Annotated in this window: 21 protein-coding genes and 1 pseudogene; 6 read left to right on the forward strand and 16 right to left on the reverse strand. The window is 35.6% G+C overall.

The window, feature by feature from the left end:
* The first annotated feature begins 9 nt into the window (after window positions 1–9).
* From pyrR to AC6UC9_RS02800, 3 genes are read left to right on the forward strand one after another with little or no spacing between them, the layout of a single operon-like run.
* The gene (gene pyrR / locus AC6UC9_RS02790; protein ID WP_500693748.1) at window positions 10–546 is read left to right on the forward strand and encodes a bifunctional pyr operon transcriptional regulator/uracil phosphoribosyltransferase PyrR; all 537 of its coding nucleotides are present in this window, start codon (window positions 10–12) and stop codon (window positions 544–546) included.
* Between the two features lie 12 nt (window positions 547–558).
* Complete coding sequence (locus AC6UC9_RS02795; RefSeq protein ID WP_500701078.1) at window positions 559–1,632, forward strand: carbamoyl phosphate synthase small subunit; 1,074 nt, start codon at window positions 559–561, stop codon at window positions 1,630–1,632.
* 4 nt (window positions 1,633–1,636) lie between these two features.
* Window positions 1,637–4,156, forward strand: a complete 2,520-nt coding sequence (locus tag AC6UC9_RS02800) for a carbamoyl phosphate synthase preATP-grasp domain-containing protein (RefSeq protein WP_500695651.1) — start codon at window positions 1,637–1,639, stop codon at window positions 4,154–4,156.
* An 11-nt stretch (window positions 4,157–4,167) separates the two neighbouring features.
* On the opposite strand, the gene AC6UC9_RS02805 is transcribed toward AC6UC9_RS02800, so the two are convergent.
* On the reverse strand, window positions 4,168–5,904 hold the full coding sequence (locus AC6UC9_RS02805; RefSeq protein ID WP_500701079.1) for an Rqc2 family fibronectin-binding protein: 1,737 nt from the start codon (window positions 5,902–5,904) through the stop codon (window positions 4,168–4,170).
* A gap of 125 nt (window positions 5,905–6,029) precedes the next feature.
* On the opposite strand from AC6UC9_RS02805, the gene AC6UC9_RS02810 reads away from it, so the two are divergent.
* Entirely contained in the window at window positions 6,030–6,449 is a 420-nt protein-coding gene (locus AC6UC9_RS02810) for a MarR family winged helix-turn-helix transcriptional regulator (RefSeq protein WP_500693752.1), read from the forward strand.
* A 14-nt stretch (window positions 6,450–6,463) separates the two neighbouring features.
* Window positions 6,464–7,327 carry a DegV family protein gene (locus AC6UC9_RS02815; protein WP_500695648.1) on the forward strand — a complete coding sequence of 288 codons (864 nt, stop codon included), beginning with the start codon at window positions 6,464–6,466 and terminating at the stop codon, window positions 7,325–7,327.
* Window positions 7,328–7,834: 507 nt separating this feature from the next.
* On the opposite strand, the pseudogene AC6UC9_RS02820 reads toward AC6UC9_RS02815, so the two are convergent.
* From AC6UC9_RS02820 to parE, 10 genes and pseudogenes are all read right to left on the reverse strand, one after another.
* A pseudogene (locus AC6UC9_RS02820) lies at window positions 7,835–8,179 on the reverse strand (hypothetical protein); the annotation flags it as partial.
* A gap of 148 nt (window positions 8,180–8,327) precedes the next feature.
* On the reverse strand, window positions 8,328–9,335 hold the full coding sequence (gene solA, locus AC6UC9_RS02825) for an N-methyl-L-tryptophan oxidase (protein ID WP_500701080.1): 1,008 nt from the start codon (window positions 9,333–9,335) through the stop codon (window positions 8,328–8,330).
* Window positions 9,310–9,441 carry a hypothetical protein gene (locus AC6UC9_RS02830; RefSeq protein ID WP_500701081.1) on the reverse strand — a complete coding sequence of 44 codons (132 nt, stop codon included), beginning with the start codon at window positions 9,439–9,441 and terminating at the stop codon, window positions 9,310–9,312. Before AC6UC9_RS02830 ends, solA begins: the two co-directional genes overlap by 26 nt.
* A gap of 403 nt (window positions 9,442–9,844) precedes the next feature.
* A complete protein-coding gene (locus AC6UC9_RS02835; RefSeq protein ID WP_500695646.1) occupies window positions 9,845–10,798 on the reverse strand; it encodes a Dyp-type peroxidase in 954 nt (317 codons plus the stop codon).
* A gap of 140 nt (window positions 10,799–10,938) precedes the next feature.
* A complete protein-coding gene (msrA, locus tag AC6UC9_RS02840; RefSeq protein ID WP_500695645.1) occupies window positions 10,939–11,466 on the reverse strand; it encodes a peptide-methionine (S)-S-oxide reductase MsrA in 528 nt (175 codons plus the stop codon).
* Between the two features lie 30 nt (window positions 11,467–11,496).
* Window positions 11,497–11,934, reverse strand: a complete 438-nt coding sequence (msrB, locus tag AC6UC9_RS02845) for a peptide-methionine (R)-S-oxide reductase MsrB (RefSeq protein WP_500693758.1) — start codon at window positions 11,932–11,934, stop codon at window positions 11,497–11,499.
* Between the two features lie 108 nt (window positions 11,935–12,042).
* A complete protein-coding gene (locus AC6UC9_RS02850; RefSeq protein ID WP_500695643.1) occupies window positions 12,043–12,981 on the reverse strand; it encodes a manganese-dependent inorganic pyrophosphatase in 939 nt (312 codons plus the stop codon).
* Window positions 12,974–14,005 carry a LysR family transcriptional regulator gene (locus AC6UC9_RS02855; RefSeq protein WP_500701082.1) on the reverse strand — a complete coding sequence of 344 codons (1,032 nt, stop codon included), beginning with the start codon at window positions 14,003–14,005 and terminating at the stop codon, window positions 12,974–12,976. Before AC6UC9_RS02855 ends, AC6UC9_RS02850 begins: the two co-directional genes overlap by 8 nt.
* A 65-nt stretch (window positions 14,006–14,070) precedes the next feature.
* A complete protein-coding gene (parC, locus tag AC6UC9_RS02860) occupies window positions 14,071–16,533 on the reverse strand; it encodes a DNA topoisomerase IV subunit A (RefSeq protein WP_500701083.1) in 2,463 nt (820 codons plus the stop codon).
* Window positions 16,534–16,548: 15 nt separating this feature from the next.
* Window positions 16,549–18,510: a DNA topoisomerase IV subunit B gene (gene parE / locus AC6UC9_RS02865; RefSeq protein ID WP_500693762.1), complete on the reverse strand. Its 1,962-nt coding sequence runs from the start codon at window positions 18,508–18,510 to the stop codon at window positions 16,549–16,551.
* A 172-nt stretch (window positions 18,511–18,682) separates the two neighbouring features.
* On the opposite strand from parE, the gene plsY reads away from it, so the two are divergent.
* Window positions 18,683–19,330, forward strand: coding sequence for a glycerol-3-phosphate 1-O-acyltransferase PlsY (plsY, locus tag AC6UC9_RS02870; RefSeq protein WP_500693763.1), 648 nt, complete (start codon window positions 18,683–18,685; stop codon window positions 19,328–19,330).
* A gap of 41 nt (window positions 19,331–19,371) precedes the next feature.
* Here the strand turns inward: plsY and AC6UC9_RS02875 are convergent, their stop codons facing one another.
* From AC6UC9_RS02875 to topA, 5 genes are all read right to left on the reverse strand, one after another.
* Window positions 19,372–20,256: an aldose 1-epimerase family protein gene (locus AC6UC9_RS02875; RefSeq protein ID WP_500696681.1), complete on the reverse strand. Its 885-nt coding sequence runs from the start codon at window positions 20,254–20,256 to the stop codon at window positions 19,372–19,374.
* 46 nt (window positions 20,257–20,302) lie between these two features.
* Window positions 20,303–21,757: an ATP-dependent protease ATPase subunit HslU gene (gene hslU, locus AC6UC9_RS02880; RefSeq protein ID WP_500701084.1), complete on the reverse strand. Its 1,455-nt coding sequence runs from the start codon at window positions 21,755–21,757 to the stop codon at window positions 20,303–20,305.
* A gap of 16 nt (window positions 21,758–21,773) precedes the next feature.
* Window positions 21,774–22,316 (reverse strand): HslVU peptidase proteolytic subunit, encoded by a 543-nt coding sequence (gene hslV / locus AC6UC9_RS02885; protein ID WP_500695638.1) that lies wholly within the window; start codon window positions 22,314–22,316, stop codon window positions 21,774–21,776.
* 20 nt (window positions 22,317–22,336) lie between these two features.
* The gene (xerC, locus tag AC6UC9_RS02890; RefSeq protein WP_500693767.1) at window positions 22,337–23,263 is read right to left on the reverse strand and encodes a tyrosine recombinase XerC; all 927 of its coding nucleotides are present in this window, start codon (window positions 23,261–23,263) and stop codon (window positions 22,337–22,339) included.
* A gap of 76 nt (window positions 23,264–23,339) precedes the next feature.
* Complete coding sequence (gene topA, locus AC6UC9_RS02895) at window positions 23,340–25,469, reverse strand: type I DNA topoisomerase (RefSeq protein ID WP_500695636.1); 2,130 nt, start codon at window positions 25,467–25,469, stop codon at window positions 23,340–23,342.
* Window positions 25,470–25,491 lie beyond the last annotated feature (22 nt).

Consider the following 25,491-nt stretch of genomic DNA (forward strand, 5'->3'; position numbering starts at 1 on the left):
GTGACATTTATGGCAAAAGAGAAAGTTGTAGTTGATGGCATGGCCATGCAACGTGCTTTGACACGAATCACTTATGAAATTATTGAGAAAAATAAAGGTATCAACGACTTAGTTTTAGTTGGTATTAAGACTCGTGGAGTTTATTTGGCAAGAAGAATTGCTAAACGCTTGGAAAAACTTGAAAATGCTAAAATTCCGGTTGTGGAACTAGATGTAACCAAATATCGTGATGACTTAAAGAACCGAAAAACAAAGCCTAATCCAACTAATAATGATGGGGTAGACATTAATAATAAAAATGTAATCCTAGTTGATGATGTGTTATACACTGGCCGGACTGTCCGGGCAGCATTAGGAGCAATCAATGAAATGGGAAGACCGAAGAGAATTGGTTTAGCTGTATTAGTTGATCGTGGTCATCGTGAACTACCAATTCGGGCTGATTTTGTTGGGAAAAATATTCCTAGTTCAAAGGACGAAAAAGTTAATGTCTTGGTTTCAGAAATTGATGATCGTGATTCTGTCGAAATCGTTTCTAACAAGTAAGGGACCTTCATTATGACTAAAAGATATTTAATCCTAAATGATGGCACTTCATTTGTGGGAAAATCGATGGGGGCTGAATCAACCGTAACGGGCGAGATTGTTATGAATACGAATCTTAATGGCTACCAGGAATCAATCACAGATCCAATTTATCACAATCAAATCGTGGCATTCACACAGCCTTCAGTTGGAAATATCGGAATCAATCGAAAAAACTATGAGTCTATTTTGACATCAGCTAAGGGTGTGGTTGTTCATCATAGTGAAGATATTTCAACTAGTTACTTAAAAAATATATCTTTAGATACATTTCTTAAGCAACGTAATATTCCGGGGATAACTGCAATTGATACTCGTTATCTTTTGAAATACATTATGGCACATGATATTTCAAAAGCGAGTCTCGTTGATGTTAATGATGAACATGCATTTGATCAGTTAAATGCAGCCGTTTTAAATAATCAGCAGATTCAACAGGTTGCCACACCCAAACCTTATTTGGTCCCTGGAAATGGCAAAACCGTTGCGGTACTTGATTTTGGCTTAAAAGAAGGGATTATTCGTCAATTAGCTCAAAGGAATTGCAATGTAATTGTGCTTCCCTTTGACACTTCATACCAAGAAATCATTGATCTTGACCCAGAAGGAATTATTTTATCAACAGGGCCTGGATCTCCGCACGAAATTGATGAAAGTGTTTTAAAGACGATTGCTAAATTAGAACAGGCACTTCCAGTTTTTGGTATGGGATTAGGGCATGAATTGTTAGCTATGGCTAATGGAGCCAGTGTTTATCGAATGAGACTTGGACACCATGGAAGCAATCATCCCATTCAAAAAATTATTACTAATCAAATTATTTATGCTAATCAAGCTCAGGATTATGCCGTAGATCCAAATTCTATCGACACATCAAAACTAATTGTGACATACATAGACTTAATCAATGGAACAGTTCAGGGAATTAGGCACCGTGACTATCCAAGTTTCTCAGTTCAATTTTCTCCGGATGGGTCTAGTGGTCCAACTGACAGTATTGACTTATTTGATGAATTTCTAGAAAGTATCACAGCTCATGGGAGATAGCCTAATGAAAGACGATATCAAAAAAATCTTAATAATCGGAGCAGGACCGTCTGGAATTGGTCAAGAATGTGAGCTTGATTCCGCTGCATTTCAAGCACTAAAGGTTTGGAAGAAACTTGGGATTACTACTTTTCTTTTGGATAATAATCCATATTCAGTAATATTACAGGAAATGAATCCTGATAATGTTTCCATTAAACCTGTTAATACTGAAAATGCTAAACATGTTATTGAAACAGAGAACATTGATGCAGTTACCTCAGTTTTCGGCGGAGTTAATGCACTAAAGGTTATTCAACGCTTAAATAAAAATGGAATATTAAAAGAAAATAATGTAAAAATTATTGGTTTAAATGATGATAATATTGATCTGTTTAACAATGAAAATCGATTGAATCAAAGATTAAAAGAATATGGGATTCCCACCCCTGATTATTATATTGTTGATAATTTTGATGATTTAAGGAATGTAATTGATAAAATTTCATTTCCAATTTCCGTTAGACCGTTAGATCCTAAAGTTCGACAACAACGGTTGATTTTTCAAAACATGGAACAAATAACTAACGATGCTGATACCATCTTTGAGGAGTCAAAGTCTAGTAAATGCCTAATTGAACGGGAAATTGTCGGCTACAAAGAAGTTGGAACGGTTTCACTGCGTGATACAATGGGGACAAAATTGATGGTATCTTCTTTAGAAGATATGAATCCAGTCGGAGTGAACTCAAATGATTCGGTCGTTTATACCCCGGCACAAACTTTAAGTGATACCCAGATTCAAATGATGCGATCAATTTCATTTCAGGTCATGGACGTTTTGGGAATCAAGGGCGTTTGTCATGTACAATTTGCTCTGAATACTGAAACAAATGATTGTTTTGTTCTAAAGGTAAATCCTAGTTTTAACATGAGTACTACCTTAGCAGCAAGATCAACGGGATATCCAATTGCCTTAGTTACCTCACAATTATTATTAAATTATCCAATTACTAAAATTAAGTTACCAGCACGTTTTCATAAATTTACGACGGTGCTTCAACCAATCAGTGATCATATCACGGTAAAAATCCCCATCTGGCCGTTTGAGCAATTACCTGATGCTGATTCACGACTTGGAACTAAAACCAAATCCATTGGATCAGTAATTGGGGTAGGTCGTAGTTGCGAAGCCGCTTTGTTAAAGGCCATTAGAAGTTCGCAATCGAGTCCAAAAGATGTTTTGCCAAGTTATTCTGAACTTTCCGAAGATGAACTAATTTCACAATTAATTCACCCAACCGATATCCAACTCCCAATTCTATTTGAAGCCCTCTCACGTCATTATAGTATTGAAGATTTACAAGAATTGACCAAAATTGATCAATTTTTCTTTGTGATCATGGCAAATATTGATAAGAGTCGATCGTATATTTTTAAACACCAAAATGACGCTAAAGCTTTCAGGTTAGCTCATGAAATGGGATTTGGTGATGGAATGTTGTCATCCATTTGGCATACAGATATCAATCAACTTCGTCAAAAGGATTCTTATAAAACCTATAAAATGATCGAACCAACGGCTGGAGAATTTCCCGAAAAAATTAATTCCTTTTATGCTAGTTATGAAATTGACAACGAATCTAATCAAATCGGGAATAACACCGCACTAGTAATTGGAAAGGGTAGAAATAAAATTGGCCCCAATATTGCTTCTGATTTCTATACTAGTGAAATATTAATTCAACTTAAAAAGATTGGATTTGACACTGTAATTTTAAATAATAATCCTAATTCTGCCTCCTTAGCGCCAATGATGAGTGACAAGCAGTACATTGAACCAATTCAACTGGGAGAAATTTTAGACGTCATTCAAACTGAGAAACCCCAATACGTCTTTCTGCCGGGTAATCGTCACTTCCTAATTCGTGAACTTAGCAAGTATCATGATTTCAAGTTGGTGGTTTTACCACCAAATCAAAAAGATGCAGTTTGGTATGGATCTCATGTTGATTTTGCGTTTGATTTATTAGTAACGGAGAACAAAATAGTTCCAATTTCAACCGTGGGGTTTAAATCCGGTGATGGAAACGATGACGATATCAGTCTTCAAACAGATTATTATGTTCCTTATGGTAAAGATGTTTTGAATGTGGAAGGGCTAGTTGAACGAGCTAAGGTAGCGGTGAAAAATCAAAGTCTTCATGGACTAGTTCAGGTTCTTTTTTACAGGGATCAAGACAAGATTAAAATTACTGGTGTGAGACCACTTCGAATTACTGAGACCGTTCTTTTAAATATGTCCACTGGAATTAACTGGATTGGGGTGCTGGTCAGGATGGCAACCGGACATTTAAATATTGATAAAATTGTAAATACCGTTCCCAAAATTGATTCTTCAACACACTTTACGGTGATGCAGGCTTCTTTCCCATTTAAGCAACTTGGAGTGTACGATTATCAAAAAGACCGATCACTCGAGTCAGGGGCTAAATTATCAATAGGTCATACTATTAACGAAGCAACCAACAAGTTATTGAAGTAAAAAACAAGATACTAATTAGTATCTTGTTTTTTACTATTCTCTCTTAAATGTTTAACAATTGCTTCCGTTGGCGTTACGTAAATCGTATTTTGCCCCCGATAGGTAACAAAACCGGGTTTCCCTCCATTGGGCTTTTTTACAGCTTTTACTTTAACGTAATCAACTGGCACGTTGGCAGATGCTCGTGCTTTGGAAAAATAAGCAGCCAGTTCAGCAGCTTGAAGAATTGTCTGTTCAGTTGGATTGAAAGATCTAATTATTACATGAGATCCGTGGATATTTTGGACATGAAGCCAAGTATCACGTTTATCTGCTGTCCGAAGGGTAAGTTGATCATTTTGTAAATTATTTTTACCAACCAAAATTATCTCACCATCATCTGAGACAAACTTTTCAGGTTTGCTAACTTTAGTTTTATGATGTTTACTGTTACCTTTTTTTGGCTTCCTAATGTATCCACCATTTTTTAATTCTGTCTTAATGTCATCTAAATCACGTGGATCCGCGATTTCAATTTGGGATTCAATACTCTCAAAATAATCAATTTCATCCTGACATTCCTTGATTTGCTTAACTACATATTCCTTTGCATTTCGCTTTTTATCGTATTTTTTAAAGTATTTTTGAGCATTTTCAGAAGCTGAGAGGGAAGGATCTAGTGAGATAATGATCTCCTTATTATTATTGTAAAAATTGGGTAGTTTAATCTCTTTAGATCCAACTTTAACTTGATTTAAATAAGTCATTAAAATCTCACCTTTAACCCGTAGGTCATCTGCATGCTCAGATTCTTCTAAGGTCTTTTGTAATTTTTTAAGCTTTTTCCGATTCTTTTTTAATTCATTTTTGGTGATTCGAATTAATTGTGACCCTTGTTCTCGAACTCGCTCACGTTGAACCTTAGTTTGGTAATATTCATCTAACATTTCGCTTAAAGTTTTAAATCTTTTATCCGGCTGAATGCCGTTATACTGAAATGCTGAAAATTGTAATTTTCCCTTCATATCATCTCCAATAATAGGTTCTGGATTTTCGAAATGATTAAAAAATTTCCAATATTTTTGTTTTAAAGTTGATCCAGATACATGAAGGGCACTTGCGAGCGCATAGGACGTATCAGTCCCAAGTCCTTGAAGATATTTACGTAATTGAGTAGCAAATACATCTACATTTGGAAACTCACGATTGATTTTTTCAATTTGTGTAAATTCTTTTTTGTTAACTTGAAATGGATCAACCAGATCTTGTTTTGGGGGTTGAATATATTTAGATCCTGGAAGAATGGTTCGGTATCGATTTTGAGCAGATGAAATTCTTCTAACTGAATCAATTATTGATGAATCTTTAGCTTGAACTAAAATGATGTTACTATGACGTGCCATTACTTCAATGACAAGGACTAATTCCTCAATATCACCTAATTCATTCCTTGTATTAAAATGAATGTGAATAATCCGATCATTGTTTACTTGATGAATTTTGCTAATAAAACTTCCACTTAAATGTTTTCTTAACGTCATTGCAAAGTTAGTTGGAACTTTCGGATTTGTAAAAGGGACGTTTGTAATTTGTACTCGAGCGTATGAGGGATTCGCTGATAATAATAACTGATAATTATTATGATTAGAACGAATAGTTAAAATAATTTCATTAAGGTAGGGCTCGTTTATTTTTGAAACACGTCCGTTTAGTAATTTGTTATTTAATTCATGACTCATTGCATGTGTAAATGATCCGTCAAATGACATATATAACACTCCTTTTTGCTTCATTGTCCAGTATAACTTATATTGTTGAGTGGTAGCACATAAATATTAAATCCGTAATCTTGTATTAGGCAATTAATGGTATAATATTTTACGGAGGAATATCAATGAAAAATAGTTTAACTGCTCTTAGAGTTGTTGGAAAAATGCATCAACAACAGCTCCAAGCTCTTACCAAAAAATCAAATCTTACTATTTCAGAATGGCAATTGTTAATTGCCATTGATGATGGCTATACGACCCAAGAATCGCTTTCTAAGTCAATGAAATTAGATACATCAACTTTATCGCGACAATTGAAACGATTAGTTGTAAAAGAAATGATTCAAAAGAAAGCCATTGGGCAGGATAAACGCCAGTTAATATACAGTATTACTGATAAGGGTAAGAAGGCATGTCATCAAATTAGTAATGACTACGAAGATCTTTCCACACAAATTTTTAATCAGTGGACTGATGAAGAAAAGAATCTTTTAAAGATTCTCCTCAATCGATTAGAAACAAGTATGAAGAAAATCCGTAAATAGGTTAGGTGAAAGAAATGAAGACAGCGATTGTTACTGATAGTACATCGTATTTATCTAAGGAAGATATCAAAAAATATAATGTTCATATTATTCCAATCTCCGTAATCTTCAACGGTAAAAGTTACCGCGAAGGAATTGACATTACAAATAAGGAATTCTACCAAAAGCTTAAAGAGTCACCCAAATTACCGACGACTTCACAGCCGCCAATTGGAGCACTAATTGAAGAATATAATAAATTAGCTGACGATGGTTATGATGCAGTGATTAGTATTCATTTAGCTTCAACCATTTCTGGCATGTATCAAGCAGTTTGTAATGTAGCCAAAATGATGGATAACATCAAAATTTATCCTTTTAATTCTGGAATTACTGTTGATCCAATGGCTGCTTTAGTGAAATATGCAGCTAATTTAGCACAAAATAATGTTCCTCCAGAAGAAATTATTCAAAAACTTAAACTTCTTCGGTCAACCATTGATGAGTTAATTGTTGTCGATGATTTAGATAACCTAGTGAAGGGCGGGCGTTTATCAAATGCAACAGCGTTTGTAGGTGGACTATTAAACATAAAGCCCATTTTAACTTTTGATAACCAAACTGATGAGATCGTAGCATTTGATAAAGTTCGTTCTAAGAAAAAGGCACTTAAACGTGTTGAAGATTTATTTTCTCAAGCAGTATCAAAAGCCAATTATCCAATTGAAGTTGCTGTAATTGATGCCAATAACCCCAAAGAAGCTGATGTTTGGCAGAAATCCATTCAAGAAAAATATCCAAATATGAAAGTTACCCGCGGATCATTCGGACCAGCAATTGGAACCCATTTAGGTAGCGGAGCTCTTGCATTAGGATGGATCAAAGATATTAATAGATAAAATAAGTTGGAAATTAAAGAACACCAAAAATGGTGTTCTTTTTAATATATATTTATAGAGGGAAACACTTAATTATTTATTCTTTTTCTAGTTTACATAATATATATTATACGAAGTAGACTTAATATTAAGAAAAGACCAATTCATACTTATTTTAAATTATCATCATTTGCATAACTTTAAATTGATTTTGCAACTTCATCATTTGAATTCAAAATAATTTGATCTGACTGCAGATTCATCTACTTTTAAAAGCTTTCGCGAGTAATTCTTGATCGTTACTATCGTTTCCAAACGCAATCTAGTTTCTAATAGTTGCTATCGGTTATAATTCTTAATGTACTGAGTTTGTTAATATTTTGAGCTGTCAGATCAATATTCTTTTCGCCAAAATGACGTATTTTGTTTAATAAATACTGATATTTTATCAATTAAGTTGTTATTTATGTCCAATAAAGTGATTTTAACGGCTTTTTTGATTGATGAGATAGCTACATTTTCAGCTAATTAATTTGGATCTAGTTGCTTAAATATTGGATTTGAAGCGCTTACATTATCACTGTAATTCCAATTGCTATCAATTATGTAATTTAAATCGTATTTTTTAATGATATTTTTAGTCAATTGTATATCACAATTACTAATGGGTTTTATTGAATAAGTATGACCATTTCTTGATACAAGCGCCCCGTTTGCACCTATTAATGTCTTATTTTTAAATGTTGGTACGCTTGAAATTAGATATCTGATTGGCCTGGTTGAATCAAAGATAATTTCATTACGTTTTGCTAGTTGTTTAATTGCATTTACAATTTCTGAATTTATTTCAACACCATTAAAGCTCAACGTTCGGTCAACATCAAAGTCTTATTTAAATAGTTTCTATACTCAATGATACGCTAATAATGAGTGCTTTTAAATAACCTTCATTATTGGCTTGCTTTCAAAAAAATAACAACAGCATTTGTTGTTATTTCATCGATTAAATTTTTGATTATTTTCAGTGGTTAAACCGGTCTAATCTAAATGGTTCTAAGTTATAAGAATTTGATTTTCCAAGAGCTTGATCACTTAATAGTTTACCAAGTACACTGGAAAATTTGAATCCGTGTCCACTTAATCCAGTTACAATTTGAATCTTATTCATGGATGGAATCCGATCAATAATAAAATCACCGTCAGGAGAAAGATCATACGAACATGTACCACCATGGTCAATACCATCAGTCCCTGTCAAATGATGCTTTAGTAATGGATCGATTTCATCTAAATATTCAGAATAATCGCCAAAATTGCCCCTTTCTTTTCTATTTTTAATCTTTTGACCACCCTGGTGACGTCCAATTTTAATGGTGCCATTACTTCCTGGGAAACCGTAATACTGAATAGCCTCTGCAAGTTCTACCGTAAAAGCTGGGAACCCTTCATTTTCATTTAAACCGTTATCGGAGACGTTAAACCATGCAAATACTTTTCTTGTTGGCGTGATTGATAAATTTGGCAATAGTTGTTTGACCCAGGTTCCTACTGATAAAATGACATTTTTGGCATAAAAAGTATAATCTTGTGTTTTAATCTTAACAATTCCGTTGTCTTGCTGATCAATCTTTCTAACAAAACTATCAAAGCTTTGGGTAACGCCATTATTTTTAGCACCTTCGATATATGTTTTAATAATTTCCTCTGATTCTAAATACCCTGCACCTGGCTCTAAAATCCCTTCGTATTGATCGTTAAAATTCCAGTTATGCCATTGATCGTGAATTTCAGTTGAAGTATAAGGAACAATATCAATATCGTAGTCATTGGCAGACGCTTTGATATTATTTAAAAATGCTGAATCTTTTGGCCCAACGGTCAGAACGCCAGTTTTATGGAAAAGACATTTGCCCGTCTGTTTCTGGAGTTTATCCCATAATCTTTGAGCTTCTAGTAGTAGCGGGATATACTTCTCTCCCTCACCATAGGCATGCCGGATAATTCTAGTGTGTATGTGGGGGTTTAGCAATATCCAGCTCTAAAATATTGCTATTATTTTGACTGGCGTAATATCCTGCCGCCGAACCAACTGATCCTGTTCCAATGATTGCTAAATCAAAAATATTATCAGACATATTATGCCTCCGTTGTTTTATTATATTAAAAGAAAATACAAAAAAGCTCTTGAAACAAAAGTTTCAAGAGCTTGGACGAATAAACGCGGTACCACCGAGCCTTGATTGTCAGTTTTCTGCCAATCCTCAGTAACATTGCTAATTATATCTAGAATAAATTAAGCAGTGTATAGCGCTCTAATGGACGCCATCCAAATATGACTTGTAAATAACTTGTCTATATATGCTCCAAGACCATTTTCCTAAATGCCAATATGCAAGCATCTCAGCGTCGCTTGCTTTCTGTATCATGGTTGATTCAGTACTCATCTTTTCTTAGCATTTTCTTTAGACAGTACATTATGCTTAACCAACGTTTTTGTCAATAATAATTAATAAATAATTTTTAAAAATTTACTGATGACTAATTCAAATCCCCATCAGCAATCTTTTCAAGCATTGGTCTTGAAGGAATGAAAAACGTTTGACCAGTCAATAAGGTTGAGAACGTTAACAAGAAATCATCTTCATCAACCATCTGTTGAAGCATGCCCTTAATGACGTGCCAGTATCGTGAATACGCAATAAAGTAAGTTCCTGTATCATTGTTAGCAGGATCAGAATAAGGAACATTCATCCTGACAATTTTTTGTTCAACTCCGTCAACGGATGTGTTTGAAGTTACATTATGGGCATTTTTAAATTTTTCTTCATCTGGTAATTCTAAGTCAGAAAATTTTTCTCTCCCAATGGCTTTATCTTGAGTAGTAGTATCTAGGTGATTCCAATAATCCATGTTATGGTGCCATTTTTGTGCAAAAGCATATGAACCATTGATAAATTCAGGATCTTCATCACCAATAAGCGCGTATGGAGCAACATCTTCAACTTGTGGAACTTCAGTCCCATCAATGAAACCGATGATAGCTCTTCCCTCTAAATATCTAAAACCATGAGTTTCGTTCACTACTTTAGTAAAATCTCTTAAAAAGAGCATGAATTGAGTAGTAACTTCGTATACAACGGCTTCAGTATTAGCACGAATATGAAGAAAGATGTCTCCTTCAGACGATGGCATCGAATAGTTTGGACCTTTAACACCAGTAAAATCTTCTAATTCTTTAGGTTTATTAGCCTTCGGAAACAAGTAGCCCCAAGCTTTGCTACTAAAGCCAATGGCAACTCTAAGGTTTGCTTTAGGTTCTCTAATTCTCATTGATCTAATAATAGATTGTGAACGATCAGCAAAATCTTGGATTCCTTCTTGAGCCGCCTTTTGATCTTTTCTAGTTAGCTCTAAAGTGGCAAATTCAACGTTTTCACCAGTATCTTTCCAAACGTCTTGCGATTTATTTGGTCTTATCTTTTCTTCAGTCATTATAATACCTCCCAGAATATACTCAGTATTAGTATGAGATTAGAATCACTTTATTACTAATCTCATACCACTTTTATTTTACTACATATAACTAGTCATTAAAAAAGAATGTCAAATTGACATTCTTTTTGTTAACTTATTTACTTCTTCCAATGATCATCAATGAATTTTTTCCGTCCGCCACTTTCTTCGATGGCGTATCGAAGTGGATTCTTCTTGTAGAAGTCTTGATGATAGTCTTCAGCCGGATAAAACGGTTGAGCGTCTTCAATTTTCGTTACAATTGGTTCATCAAACTCGCCACTATTTTCTAACTCTTTCTTAGATTCTTCAGCAATTTTACGTTGTTCGGGACTATTCACGTAAATTACGGGACGATAAGAATCACCACGATCTTGGAATTGCCCCATTGCGTCGGTTGGGTCAGTTTGATGCCAATAGATTTCAACTAATTTTTTATATGAAATGATGCTCGGATCAAAAGTAATTTTAACTGCTTCGGTGTGACCAGTAGTACCTGAAGCAACTTGCTCATAAGTTGGATTTGGGACATGACCACCTGTGTATCCAGATACAACGGAAATAATTCCTGGCATCTGATCAAATGGTTGGACCATGCACCAGAAACAACCACCGGCAAAAATTGCTGTTTCTTTTTTATCATTCATTAATAAAGACCTCTATTTCAGTTATTTGTATTATTCAACAAACTTTTTGTATTTGCCATACCCTTCTTCGTCCATCTTATCATAAGGGATGAACTTAAGAGCGGCAGAATTAATACAGTAACGTAAACCACCCTTATCTTGCGGTCCATCTGGAAAAACATGTCCTAGATGGGACTTAGAGTCTGCGCCACGAACTTCTTGTCTAATCATACCAAAAGAAGTATCAGTATCATTCTTTAATTCGTCTTCACTAATTGGTTTAGTAAATGATGGCCAGCCACAACCAGCGTCATACTTATCAGCAGAACTAAATAATGGCTTACCATTTACAACATCAACATAGATTCCCTTTTTATAAAAATCATCATATTTGCCAGTAAATGCAGGTTCAGTTCCAGCATTTTGAGTTACGTTGTACTGCTCAGGTGTTAAGCGGTTTCTCAAATCATCTTTATTATTTTCAGCCATAATATAAACCTCCTATTTGTTTCTATATTTAATTTATATCTTATCCAATTAAATAGCAAACAATTTGTTTTAAACCAAAAAATCCACAATTAAGTGGATTTTTTATAACTATTCTTTTTCTAATGCATCAGTTAATGGGGGAACAACTTGCTTTTTTCTAGAAACGACTCCAGGCAAATTCATAATGTCATCATCATTGAATTTGTTATCAAAAGCTTGTTCGACCACGCTCTTTGGTTCCCCAACAACAATTAGTTCTGAATTACTATCAAGAATATTGGTTACAAGCACTAAGAATAAATCATAGCCCTTATCCTTAGATTCGGCCTTCATAGCTTTCTTAATATCATCAGCACGTTTGGTAATATCGTCTAAATCAACAACGTTAATTTGGTCGATCCTGACATTTTTACCACCTAATGTAAATGACTTAGCATCTCCGTCAATAAGCTGTTGATCAGTTTTTGCGTCAACGTTAGTCCCGGCCTTAAGCATTTTAACGCCATAATCTTCATAATCATCGATTCCGGCAATGTCCGCTAAAGCTTTGAGTGCATCGCGATCAAAATCAGTAGTAGTCGGTGATTTTAACAATAAAGTGTCAGAGATAATAGCTGACAACATTAAACCGGCTAATTTCTTGGGAATTTTAATACCCTCTTCTGAAAACATCTTAGTAATAATTGTACTGCAGCATCCATAAGGTGCAGCACGATAATACAAAGGTGCAGCAGTGTTAAAACCATTAATTCGGTGATGATCAACAACATCAGTTACAGTTAATTGATCAATATCGCTTACACTTTGTTGAGGTTCGTTGTGGTCTACTAGCATTACTTTATCAACTTCAGGTTTTGCACGTTCAATCACACGTGGTGCTTTAGTATCAAAGTAATCAAGCACATACTTAGTTTCAGCATTGGGATTACCTAAAGCGACTGCTTCTACATCATACCCGTCTTGTTTCTTCAAATATGCGAGTGCCATTGCAGCCACAATTGCATCCGTATCCGGTACTTTATGTCCAAAAACTAGTTCTTTACTCATGATTCTCTCTCCTCTTTTTCCATATTTCCAAGAGTCTCTGACGATCTCTAACTTCTATATTAATACTACTTAAGTATACATCTTTAGCCTGCTCATATTCTCCTACAAAACCACTAAATTCGTCAAATAATTTATTTAACCGCGGAATACCATCTTTAGTATCACGATAGACGGCAACGGCTTGAAGAGAAAAATCAGGAATAATATCAGTATAATAAGTATTCTTTCGAGCCATTTTAGTTCGATCACGTGTCATCATAAAGGTCTTCGGTAGAATGGTATTTAACCCAGATGATAAAGCAAATTCTATGATTTGCACTGGTCTTGTAAAACATGCTTCCATTTTTGGCATTTCATAGCGCTTGGCGCTGTAAATATTCTTTAAAAATTGATTAAAGTAATAACCATTGGGGAAACCTACCATTGGCCCAACAACTTTTTTAAGATTGATTTTACTTCCAATTTTACCTTTATCATGATGAACATAGCACAAAGTATCGTGAGTAATCGGTTTAATGGCCATTCCCTTCCAATTATGCAATTTCTCGTTTGGTAGGTACATAATGGCTAAATCAATTCTTCCACTTTCAAGATCAGAGATTAATGTTTGTTGAGTCAACATGTACATTTCAATTCGCAAATCTGGATTCTTTTCATAGAAATATAGGGCAAAATTTTCAAATATTTCATCTTCAATTGCAGAAAGAATTCCAACCTTAATTGTTCCACGGATTGAGCTTGAATATGATTCAATTTCATCAGTAGCATTATCAAGGATTCCATATACTTCCTCGGTAGCATTTTTTAAAGTATAACCCGCATCGGTTAAATGAATTTGTTTACCAACAGAATAAAATAAGTTAGCATGGAGCTTATTTTCTAATTTTTTAATTTGTTGGGATAGTGCAGGCTGTGTAATTCCTAAAATACCAGCAGCTTTTGTATAGTTCAGCGATTCAGATAATTGTAAGAAATATACCAAAGCCTTGGATGAAAATAATGATTCCCTCTTAGATTCTCTCAAAACTAATACCTCGCACTAACATTTATTATTATATTGTGTATATTATCACGAAATCACTATATTTACTATAGCAAATTATCAACTTGAGATTGTTTTAAAGTGTCATGAGCAATCAAAATTGGAGTTCCAATCATCTTCGTATTCATTACGGACGATCCGTTTGACAAACGACCAGATGTTCCGTAGTCACCCAAGACCACTTCGTGTGAAGTCGCGTGATCAGTATAAATTTTAAGCGTTTCATCACTAGAATCAATTTTGATAAAATCAGCTAACAGATTACTTTTGGTTTTAAATTCCTTTAAGACTTTAATTCCCTTTCGTGCGCGGCTAGTCACTGGAATGTCGCTTACTCTCATCTTTTTAAAGTTCCCATTTTGGAAAACAACTCCAATTTCAGACTCATCATTTACAAATTGCATGTTAATGACGTGATCATCATCAGCCAAACCAATTGCCTTCACTCCTGTAGTCCTCGGACCATTCAATGAAACTTCCTGTAAGTCGTATCTAAGTGCCATTCCTTTTTCTGTCATCAATAAGACACTACCAGGATCTTCAACCCGATTGTATGAGACATTGACTACTTTTGATAGCGGTCCCTTCAATTTTTCATACATTGCAGCGCGACTTTTATAGGTACGACTGGGAAGTAGTTTACTAAATTCAGTGCGCTTAATATGGCCAGCACTAGTTGTAATTACAAATTCACCATCTTGTTTACTTAGATCAGAGAAGTCATATACCGCAATGATTTTCTCATTGGCATCAAGCCCATTCATTCTTGAGATATGTTCTCCCGTGTCTTTCCACTTGACGTCTTCGACTTCATAAACACGGCGATAAATCATATTACCCTTGTCAGTGAACATAAACAGCGAATCACGAGTGTTTAATTCATTTAGGTAAACGGCATGGTCATCGTCTTTTAAGCCGTTATCAGTGATCTCAGACGCATTAAATGAGCGAAGGCTACTGCGTTTTAGATAACCATCATTACTTACCATTACCATTACATTTTCGTCCGGAAGCGTAACTTCCTCACTAACTTCCAGATTTTGAATTTTGTCTTCAATTTTAGTACGACGTGGATTACGGTAACGTTTTGCAATATCTCTAAGTTCGCTTCTTAAAACAGAGTCAAGTTCATCTGGACTTGCTAAAATAGTCTCATATTCAGCAATTTTAGCTGCCAAATCAGCGTTTTCTTTTTTTAATTCAGTAACATCTGTATTAGTTAAACGATACAATTGTAAGGCAACAATCGCATCCGCTTGTTTTTCGGAAAAGTCGTATTCAGAAATTAAATTATTTCGCGCATCTTGTTTATCTTTACTAGCACGAATGGTTTTAATCACCTGGTCTAGGATTGATAATGCCTTAATCAAACCCAAGACAATGTGTTGTCGTGCGTTGGCTTTATCTAAATTAAATTTAGTTCTTTTAGATATAACATCGCGTTGATAATCCAAGTAAGCAACTAAGATTTCTTTTAGAGAAAGCCTTTTTGGTGCCATATTGCTAATAGCAACGACATTAAAGTTATACGAAATTTGCAGGTCAGTATTTTTGAACAAGTAATTTAAGATACTAGTACTATCAACGTCCCGTTTCAATTCAATTGCAATCGTTAATCCTTCACGATCTGATTCGTCTCTTACTTCGGCAATTCCATCGATTTTTTTGTTAATTCTAACCTCATCAATTTGTTTAACTAACTGGGCTTTGTTAACTTCATAAGGAATTTCGGTTATCTTGATCATCTGTTTATTTCCACGTAATGCTTCGATTGAAGTTTTAGAACGGATCATGATGCGTCCCTTACCAGTTTCGTAGGCCTGTTTAATTCCGTCAAGTCCCTGAATGATTCCGCCGGTTGGAAAGTCTGGTCCTTTAACGTACTTCATTAGACTATCAAGTGTGGCATTTGGATGCTTTTGTAGATAAATTAACGCATCAATTACTTCACCGAGATTGTGTGGTGGAATTTCGGTGGCATATCCCGCTGAAATTCCAGTAGCACCATTTACTAGTAAGTTAGGAAATCTAGAAGGAAGAACGACAGGTTCATACTCCGTATCATCAAAGTTTAAAACCCAATCAACGGTATCCTTATCGATATCCCGCAACATTTCATCTGATATTTTACTTAAGCGAGCTTCTGTGTAACGCATGGCTGCTGGAGGGTCACCATCCATTGAACCATTGTTTCCGTGCATCTCAATCAACGGTTCCCGTAGTTTCCAGTCTTGACTCATACGAACCATAGCTTCATAGATTGAACTATCGCCATGAGGATGAAAATTACCCATGACGTTACCAACTGATTTAGCTGCTTTTCTAAATCCCTTAGAAGAAGTATTGCCATCCTTATTCATGGCATACAAAATCCGTCTTTGAACGGGTTTAAGCCCATCACGGACGTCTGGTAATGCTCGCTCTTGAATAATTGATTTAGAATAACGACTAAACCGTTCGTCCATAACTTCTGAAAGAGTTAAATCTTTAATTTTAGATCTATGTGCCATTTCATCACCTCCAAGCTAATTTTTCTCAGTATTATCTAAAATACTTCCGTCTTCTTCGAGATTAAATTGAACGTTATTTTCAATCCATTTTCGACGTGGTTCTACTTTATTACCCATTAAAGTTGATACTTGTCGTTCTGCATCAGCTGCATCATCGATTCGAACTCGAATTAAAGTCCTTTTGGCAGGATCCATCGTAGTTTCCCATAATTGATCCGCGTTCATCTCGCCCAAACCTTTGAAACGCTGTAACGAATATCCTGATTTAAAATCTTTAATGTCTTGATCACGTTCTTCATTGGTCCAAGCATATTCTACTTTGGATCTCTTCCCTTTACCATGTTGCAATTTATAAAGTGGCGGTAACGCAATATATACCTTACCTGCTTCAATCATTGGCCGCATATATTTATAGAAGAAAGTTAAAAGGAGGATCTGAATGTGGGCACCATCATCGTCCGCATCTGTCATGATAATAATTTTGTCATAATTTGATTCCTCGATCTTAAAATCAGTTCCTACACCCGCTCCTACTGTGTAGATAATCGTACTAATTTCCTCATTTTTCATAATATCGGGAAGTTTAGCACGTTCAGTGTTTAGAACCTTACCACGTAACGGTAAAATTGCTTGATGTTTTCGATCTCGTCCTTGCTTAGCAGAGCCTCCGGCCGAATCTCCTTCAACTAGAAATAATTCGTTTTCACTCGTATCTTTTGACTGAGCAGGAGTCAGTTTCCCAGAAAGGAGTCGTTCGCGTTTCTTTTTCTTTTTACCATGTCGACTCTCTTCCCGAGCCTTTTTAGCTGCCTCACGCGCTGTGCGCGCATTAGTGGCCTTTTTAATTAAAGTTTTAGCAAAATCACTGTTTTCCATGAGGTAGTAGAGTAATTGTTCTGAAACAACACTATCAACAACTGACCTTGCAATCGGGGTTCCCAATTTTTCTTTAGTTTGACCCTCAAATTGGAGCAGTTCTTCAGGTACTTTTAACGCTACGACAGCAGTTAACCCCTCACGAACATCGTTTCCCTCCAGATTTTTGTCCTTGTCCTTTAATAAATCGACTTTACGGGCATACTCATTAAAAGACTTTGTCCATGCACTTCTAAAGCCGGCTTCATGACTTCCACCATCTTTAGTTCTAACATTATTAACAAATGAAAGCATATTTTCGGTATAGCCGTCATTGTATTGAGCAGCAACTTCAACTTCAATGCCATCTTTTTTCCCATCGAAATACATAACTTTTCCAAGTGTACTTTTGCCTTCGTTCAGATAGTCAACAAATTCCTTAATCCCATCTTTGAACTGAAATTCATCTTCACGAATCTTTCCGGGTCTTTCATCTTTAAGCGTTATTTTAACGCCCTTCAACAAAAAGGCAGACTCACGAAGCCGTTCTGCCAAGATATCATAATTATAAGTTGTAGTAGTAAAGATGTCCGGATCAGGTTTGAATGTGACAGTCGTTCCGGTATGTTTATTGGTTTTTCCAATTTTTTTTAGGGTTCCAACAGGATGCCCACCGTTTTTAAAATCTTCTTGATAAAGAGTACCATTACGGACAATTTGAACCGTTAAATGAGTTGAAAGTGCATTAACAACACTTGACCCAACTCCGTGCAATCCCCCCGAAGTTTTATATCCTCCTTGGCCAAATTTCCCACCAGCATGAAGAACCGTTAAAATTACTTCAGGAGTTGGTTTTCCAGAAGAATGCATTCCAGTTGGCATACCACGCCCATGATCAACCACTGTGATACTATCATCTTCGTGAATGGTAACGTTGATTTCATCACCATAGCCAGCTAACGCTTCATCGACTGCATTGTCAACAATTTCGTAAACTAAATGGTGCAATCCCTTTGAATCAGTAGAACCTATGTACATACCAGGTCGTTTTCGAACTGCTTCTAAACCATGTAAAACTTGAATTGAAGAGTCATCATACTCTTGCTTTTTTGCCTGTGTCATTAGGAAAGACTCCTTCTTTTAGTCATCGTTTTTAATAATAACCTATTTAAACTTGATTGCAAAGACGTTTTAAAGTTAGCTCATTTTTCCAAACTAAATTTTAAAATCATCTTTTTAATGATAAAATAAACTTTTGGGACTTATATATTACATTAATAATACGGAGGAAGATATGGTTAAATTTATTATTCTCCTAATCTTTGCTTATTTATTGGGATCAATTCCCAACGGAATTTGGATTGGCAAAGTATTTTTTCATATCGACATTAGACGACATGGCTCCAAAAATATTGGCGCTACCAACACTTATCGGGTACTAGGATGGTTTGCAGGAACCATTGTGATGATTCTTGATATTGCTAAGGGCGCCATTGCTACTTGGTTACCAATGCAGTTTGGAATCCATTCATGGTACCCACTCATTTTTGGACTGGCAGCGATCTTAGGCCATACTTATTCAATTTTTGATCATTTTCGTGGTGGTAAGGCAGTTGCAACTAGTGCCGGGATGCTTTGGGCATATAACTTCGTCTTTTTCTGCATTGCGGCCGGAACTTGGATTATCTGTATCTTTGTTACTAGTATGGTAAGTCTTGCTAGTATGCTAGGCTTTACCATTATTGTTATTGCATCATTATTTGAAAACGATCCAGCACTGACAATTCTAGCAATTTGTTTAACAATCTTTACTTTCTATCGCCACCGTAACAACATCATTAAGATTATTCATGGAGATGAAAATCTCGTTCCGTTTGGTCTTTATTACTGGTACTTAAAATACGTAAAGAAATCCATTCCTTCAAAAAAACAGCATAAATAAGGGGGCACTCAACGAGTGTCCCTTATTTAATTTAATCTTATTTAGAAGAAAGTAATATCAAAATTAGCATTTAAGCTTTCGTTCGGGTCAAGTTTACTTATATCGGCCTTATCTTTTAAAAATCCAGTACTGCCTTCCTCATCAGCAATTCCCCACCATGGTTCTAAACACACAAAGGGAGCATTTTTAGGATAAGTTGACCAGATACCAATGTACTTACAGTCGTAAGCAGTCAAAGCGACTCCATGCTCGGTGACATCTGATTGGAGCATAACGGTAGTTTGCTCATTATCAGATACATCAAGCACCTTTGCATCATGAATAAATAGGTCACGATTTAACTGTAGTGGATTGTTCAGCGTTTTTTCAATTGGATGTTTAATATTACTGTATCCATTCTGATCAATTCTAACAGTTTTATAGTCATGCTTTGGAGCAATCGAGACCGAATAATCATCAAATGTTTCTTTCTTAGGAAACAATGGGACGTTGAATCCTGGATGAGCTCCTAATGAGAAATACATTGGATCTGGATTGATATTTTCTACTACCATTTCAACCGCAATGGTGTGTTCATCTAGCTCATAGTGAATGGATAAATTAAAGTTAAAGGGATAAATCTTTCTAGTAGCCGCACTCGAATGCAACATAAAATTGACTTCGGTTTGGTTGTGAGATTCGATCTCAAACTCACTATCTCTAGCAAAACCATGCTGATACATATGATAACTGTTTCCATCGTAAATATAATCATCATCTTGAAGTCGACCAACGATTGGAAACAAGATCGGTGCATGACGCTTCCAGTACTTTTTATTAGCACCCCAAATATATTCAGTACCGCTTTGATCCTTAACCGAAACAATCTCAGCACCTTTTTGATTAATTCGAACCGTTAAGTAATCATTTTTTAGTGTAACTGGCAATTTAATCCCTCCCTTTCTTTATATATTATTTCACAAAATGTAGAAACTATAAAATATATCGTGCTATATTTTCATCAGCCGCAAGATTACCAACTTTGTCTTCAACGTATTGTTGGTTAATCGTAATATCACCCATATGCATATCTGGTCCTTCATACAAAATATCTTCAAGTAATTTTTCTAGAATTGTGTGAAGCCGTCTAGCCCCGATATTATCAGTATCATGGTTAACAGAATATGCAATATCAGCAATTTTTTCAATTGCTTCCTTAGTAAAAGTTACTTTAATATTATCCGTCCCAATTAATGCTACATATTGCTTAATTAATGCATCACTCGGTTCAGTTAAAATTTTAACAAAGTCATTCTTACTTAGATCATTTAATTCTACTCGAATTGGGAATCGACCTTGCAGTTCAGGAATTAAATCTGAAGGCTTACTATCAGCAAAAGCACCGGAACCGATAAACAAGATGTGATTGGTATTTATGACTCCATACTTAGTATTTACATTTACACCTTCAACGATTGGTAAAATGTCTCGTTGAACACCTTCTCTTGACACTTCTCCACGAGTTTGTTTGTTTCCACCAGTCAATTTATCAATTTCATCTATAAAAATAATCCCGGTATTTTCGGCACGTTTAATTGCTGAGCCATTCACTTTGGCATCGTCAATTAGTGTTTCTGATTCTTGATTGATTAATGCTTCACGAGCTTCTTTTAACGGAAGGACTCTTTCAACTTGCTTCTTCGGCAGCATACTCTCTAATCCCTGCAAGTTAATTCCCATTTGTTCCATTTTGCTGTTGTCCGCGTTTAGTGCAGTCGCTGGGTCATCAATGGAGATTTTAACTTCATGGTCCTCTAACTCGCCATTTTCAATTTGATTTAAAATTTGATCGGCATCATTTTTAATTTTATTCTTTTCGTCATTATCCATGAAGGGATCTTTTTGAGTTAACCAAGATAGATCTATTGGTTTCCCCTTCTTAAATGCTTTATTAAGTTCTTTAACCGTATCTTCTAATTTTTTATCATTATTTGCGATTGCTTCTGGATCATCTACGTGGTTTTCTTCGCGTGAAATGATCTCAGCCAAGTCCTTATTCGCCTTCTTTTCAGCTTCACGTCTAACGTTTTTAAACTCAATTTTCTTTTCCATTTGAACTGAGCTCTCAACTAAATCACGAACCATTGAATTAACATCTCCACCAACGTATCCAACTTCAGTGAATTTGGTTGCTTCTACTTTGACAAATGGAGCGTCTACAATCTTAGCCAAACGACGTGCAATTTCTGTCTTACCAACTCCAGTGGGACCGATCATCAATAAGTTTTTAGGAGTAATGTCCTCTTGCATCTGTGGGCTTAATTGAAGACGACGGTAACGATTACGCAACGCGATTGCTACAGACTTCTTAGCATCGTCCTGTCCAACAATATAATTATCTAATTGGGAAACAATTTCTTTTGGTGTCATTTGTTCTTCTTTTGTCATTAATTAATACCTCGGTTTATAGTTCTTCAGAAATTACATTGTGATTAGTAAAAATATCAATGTCAGCAGCAATGTTAATAGCAGCTTTGGCAATTTCTTCAGCTGACATTTCAGGCGCCTTATGTTTCATTGCAGTGGCTGCTGCTAATGCAAAATTACCACCAGATCCAATTGCTAAAATATCATCGTCTGGCTCAATTACTTCTCCTGAACCAGATACTAAAAGCAAATTATCATGATCGGCAACAATTAGCATGGCCTCAAGTTTTTGTAACTGTTGATCGCCGCGCCATTCTTGAGCTAATTTTACTGAAGCTCTTTTTAAGTTGCCGCTATATTCTTTCAACTTTTTTTCAAACTTTTCTTCTAGGTTAAATGCATCAGAAACACTTCCAGCAAAACCGACTCCAACTTTCCCATCAAAGATCCGACGGATTTTATGTGCGGTTCCCTTCATGATAACTTTTTCTCCCATAGTAACTTGACCGTCACCAGCTAGTGCAACGTGACCATTATGTCTGATGGCGCAAATTGTGGTAGCTTCAAATTTTACTGTCATAATTAAATTCCCTTCAAAAGTTAGTTTGGATTATCTTCATCAGGACGCTTAAAGAACTTCTGGTAGTTCTTAAGTAGTCCTTCTTTAGTAACATGAGTATAAATTTGGGTTGTAGATAAATCAGAATGACCAAGCAATTCCTGAACAGTTCTAAGATCAGCTCCATTATTCAACATTTGAGTGGCAAATGTATGACGAAGCATGTGAGGATGAATTGAACTATTAAGACCACTTCTTTTCATAATTCCATCTAAAATGTATTCAATACCGCGGCTTGACAGTTTATCACCATGCTGATTGATAAATAAGTAAAGATGGTCTTTATGATATTTACGCATAATTGGCGTTCGGCATTTCTCCATATATCGTAAAATAGCACTTTTAGCATACCTTCCAAATGGCAGATAACGTTCCTTGTTTCCCTTACCTAAAACAAGCATGATTCGATTATCAAAATCAATGTCGTTAATATCAAGATTGGAGCACTCACTGACTCTCATTCCCGTCCCGTATAGAACCTCGAGAATGGCACTGTCACGAGTAGCAATTCGTTTGTCTTGATTACTTGCGGCTGTTTTAAAAAGAATGTCTAATTCTTTTTGATAAAAGAATCTTGGTAAATGCTTATTATGCTTTTTTATGTGAACATATTCAAACGGATTGTCCGAAATTAGTTCATTGTTTAGCAAAAAATTAAAAAAAGATCTTAATGAAGAAATTTTACGAGCGATGGTGCTATTCTCATCTCCTCTATCGTGCAAAGTACCTAAGAAAACTTCAACGTCAAAATTGTCGATATTTTTAAAGCTTTTAGCATTTCCTGACGTCTGTAGAAATACATTAAATTCCTCAAGATCGTCTTCGTAAGCTTTAGCCGTGTCTTTTGAATATTGACGTTCGTTTACAATATATTTTACGAATAGTTCGATTAGTTTTTTGTTTTGCATTTGTTTTTCCTAAGTTAAAGTAACTTTTTACATTTTACCTTATAAATAAAACCGTTCCGAGGAACAGCTATTTTAATTATTTCTGAATATCTTCTTTATAATCGCCGTTTGGACAAATAACTTGCATGCCACCACGAACCTTTTTTTCAACCAAGAAATGACCACACTTTGGACAATCTCGTCCAATTGGCTTATCCCATGAAACAAAGTCACATTCAGGATAACGTGAACACCCATAAAACAACCGATTCTTTTTTGTTTTACGTTCAATAACTTGGCCCTTCTTACACTTCGGACAAGTTACCCCAATTTCTTTGACAATTGCTTGAGTATTGCGACAATCTGGAAAGCGTGAACAAGCGTAAAATTTACCATACTTCCCCATCTTTACAACCATCGGTGCACCACATATCTCACAGTTAAACCCGGCTAATTCATCCTTAATTTGAACATCTTCCATAAGTTGTTCCGCATGGTCCACTTCTTTTGAAAATGGTTGATAGAAGTGATCTACAACTTCAACCCATTTTTCTTTAGCTTCTTCGATCTCATCCAATTTTCCTTCGACATCAGCCGTAAAATCAACGTTGACAATGTCAGGAAAGTACTCTTCAATAATTTTATTCACAATCTCGCCGAGTTCGGTTGGTTCAAACCGTTTTCCAACTAGTTTAACGTAATAACGTTTTTGAATTGTACCTAATGTTGGCGAATAGGTAGATGGACGTCCCACTCCATTCTCTTCTAAAGTTTTAATCAGATTGGCTTCAGTGTATCGAGCTGGTGGTTGAGTAAAGTGTTGGTCTGGATTATTTTTAGATAATTTAACGGTGTCACCACTATTTAAATCAGGCAAGATATTATCTTTCTCTTTCCCATTTGAATAGACTTTCAAAAAACCTTCAAATTTCATCTTTGAGCCGTTAGCACGATACGTTACACCATTTTGTTCAATGGTTACTGTTTCAGTATCCATAATTGCTGGAGTCATTTGACTAGCTACAAATCGTGACCAAATTAAATTGTAAAGTTTATATTGATCCTTAGTAAGATATTGTTTAATGTTTGCAGGAGTCCGATAAACAGATGTAGGTCGGACTGCTTCGTGCGCATCCTGAGCGCCTTCTGGCATTTTCCCCTTAATTGGTTTATTAGCAGAGTATTCTGCCCCATACTTTTCATGAAGAAAGGTAGCTGCCTCATGCTTAGCAATTGATGAGATTCTTGTTGAATCAGTTCTCATATAAGTAATGAGACCCTGGCTTCCTTCTTTGCCAATATTAATTCCCTCATAAAGTTGCTGGGCAGCCATCATTGTTCGTCCAGTCTTAAAATTTAATTTCCGGTTGGCGTCTTGTTGAAGAGTACTGGTTGTGAATGGTGCGTTTGGTTGTCTCCGTCGTTCTTTTTTAGTGACTTTTGTAATATCAAAATCAGCTTTTGGATCAATTTGTTTTAAAACTTTTTGCACATCATCATTATTCGCAAGTTTCGCTTTCTTGCCATTAAGACCGTAGAAACTAGCTTTAAACTTTGAACGCCCAGACTTAAATTCAGAATCAATTGTCCAGTATTCTTCTGGCTCAAATTTTCTAATTTGACGTTCCCGATCAATCACTAACCACAATGCCACTGACTGCACCCGTCCGGCACTTAATCCTTTTTTTACTTTTTTCCAAAGCAGTGGAGAAATTGAATATCCCACTAATCGATCCAAAACCCGACGTGCTTGTTGAGCATCCACGAGATTCATATCAATCGTTCTTGGATGTTTGAAAGCATCCTTAACGGTATCTTTGGTAATTTCGTTAAAGACCACCCGATTTTGATCATTAACGTCAAGATTCAATACGTGAGAAACATGCCAGGCAATTGCCTCACCCTCACGGTCAGGGTCAGATGCTAAATAAATCATCTTCGACTTCTTAGCCTCAGACTTTAGCATTTTAATTACGTCACCCTTCCCCCTAATTGAAATGTAATCAGGTTTAAAATCGTCTTCAATGTCCACGCCCATCCTACTCTTAGGGAGATCACGAACGTGTCCTTTACTTGCTACGACCTTATAGGTACTTCCTAGATACTTTTGAATCGTCTTTGCCTTAGCTGGCGATTCGACAATCACTAATTTTTTCTTTCTTGAACTTGCTTTACGTTTTTTTGTTTTAGTTGTTTTCTTTGTCTTTGCTACAGAAGTTGTGGCCATTAAAATTATCCTCGTTATTTTT

The organism is Fructilactobacillus sp. X7R4C1 (genome assembly GCF_059901115.1).

Bases quoted from the DNA above. Each gene is read 5' to 3' on its own strand.
- pyrR (WP_500693748.1), top strand. From the start codon at position 10: ATGGCAAAAGAGAAAGTTGTAGTTGATGGCATGGCCATGCAACGTGCT.
- AC6UC9_RS02795 (WP_500701078.1), top strand. From the start codon at position 559: ATGACTAAAAGATATTTAATCCTAAATGATGGCACTTCATTTGTGGGA.
- AC6UC9_RS02800 (WP_500695651.1), top strand. From the start codon at position 1,637: ATGAAAGACGATATCAAAAAAATCTTAATAATCGGAGCAGGACCGTCT.
- AC6UC9_RS02805 (WP_500701079.1), bottom strand. From the start codon at position 5,904: ATGTCATTTGACGGATCATTTACACATGCAATGAGTCATGAATTAAAT.
- AC6UC9_RS02810 (WP_500693752.1), top strand. From the start codon at position 6,030: ATGAAAAATAGTTTAACTGCTCTTAGAGTTGTTGGAAAAATGCATCAA.
- AC6UC9_RS02815 (WP_500695648.1), top strand. From the start codon at position 6,464: ATGAAGACAGCGATTGTTACTGATAGTACATCGTATTTATCTAAGGAA.
- AC6UC9_RS02830 (WP_500701081.1), bottom strand. From the start codon at position 9,441: ATGTCTGATAATATTTTTGATTTAGCAATCATTGGAACAGGATCAGTT.
- AC6UC9_RS02835 (WP_500695646.1), bottom strand. From the start codon at position 10,798: ATGACTGAAGAAAAGATAAGACCAAATAAATCGCAAGACGTTTGGAAA.
- msrA (WP_500695645.1), bottom strand. From the start codon at position 11,466: ATGAATGATAAAAAAGAAACAGCAATTTTTGCCGGTGGTTGTTTCTGG.
- msrB (WP_500693758.1), bottom strand. From the start codon at position 11,934: ATGGCTGAAAATAATAAAGATGATTTGAGAAACCGCTTAACACCTGAG.
- AC6UC9_RS02850 (WP_500695643.1), bottom strand. From the start codon at position 12,981: ATGAGTAAAGAACTAGTTTTTGGACATAAAGTACCGGATACGGATGCA.
- parC (WP_500701083.1), bottom strand. From the start codon at position 16,533: ATGGCACATAGATCTAAAATTAAAGATTTAACTCTTTCAGAAGTTATG.
- parE (WP_500693762.1), bottom strand. From the start codon at position 18,510: ATGACACAGGCAAAAAAGCAAGAGTATGATGACTCTTCAATTCAAGTT.
- plsY (WP_500693763.1), top strand. From the start codon at position 18,683: ATGGTTAAATTTATTATTCTCCTAATCTTTGCTTATTTATTGGGATCA.
- hslU (WP_500701084.1), bottom strand. From the start codon at position 21,757: ATGACAAAAGAAGAACAAATGACACCAAAAGAAATTGTTTCCCAATTA.
- hslV (WP_500695638.1), bottom strand. From the start codon at position 22,316: ATGACAGTAAAATTTGAAGCTACCACAATTTGCGCCATCAGACATAAT.
- xerC (WP_500693767.1), bottom strand. From the start codon at position 23,263: ATGCAAAACAAAAAACTAATCGAACTATTCGTAAAATATATTGTAAAC.
- topA (WP_500695636.1), bottom strand. From the start codon at position 25,469: ATGGCCACAACTTCTGTAGCAAAGACAAAGAAAACAACTAAAACAAAA.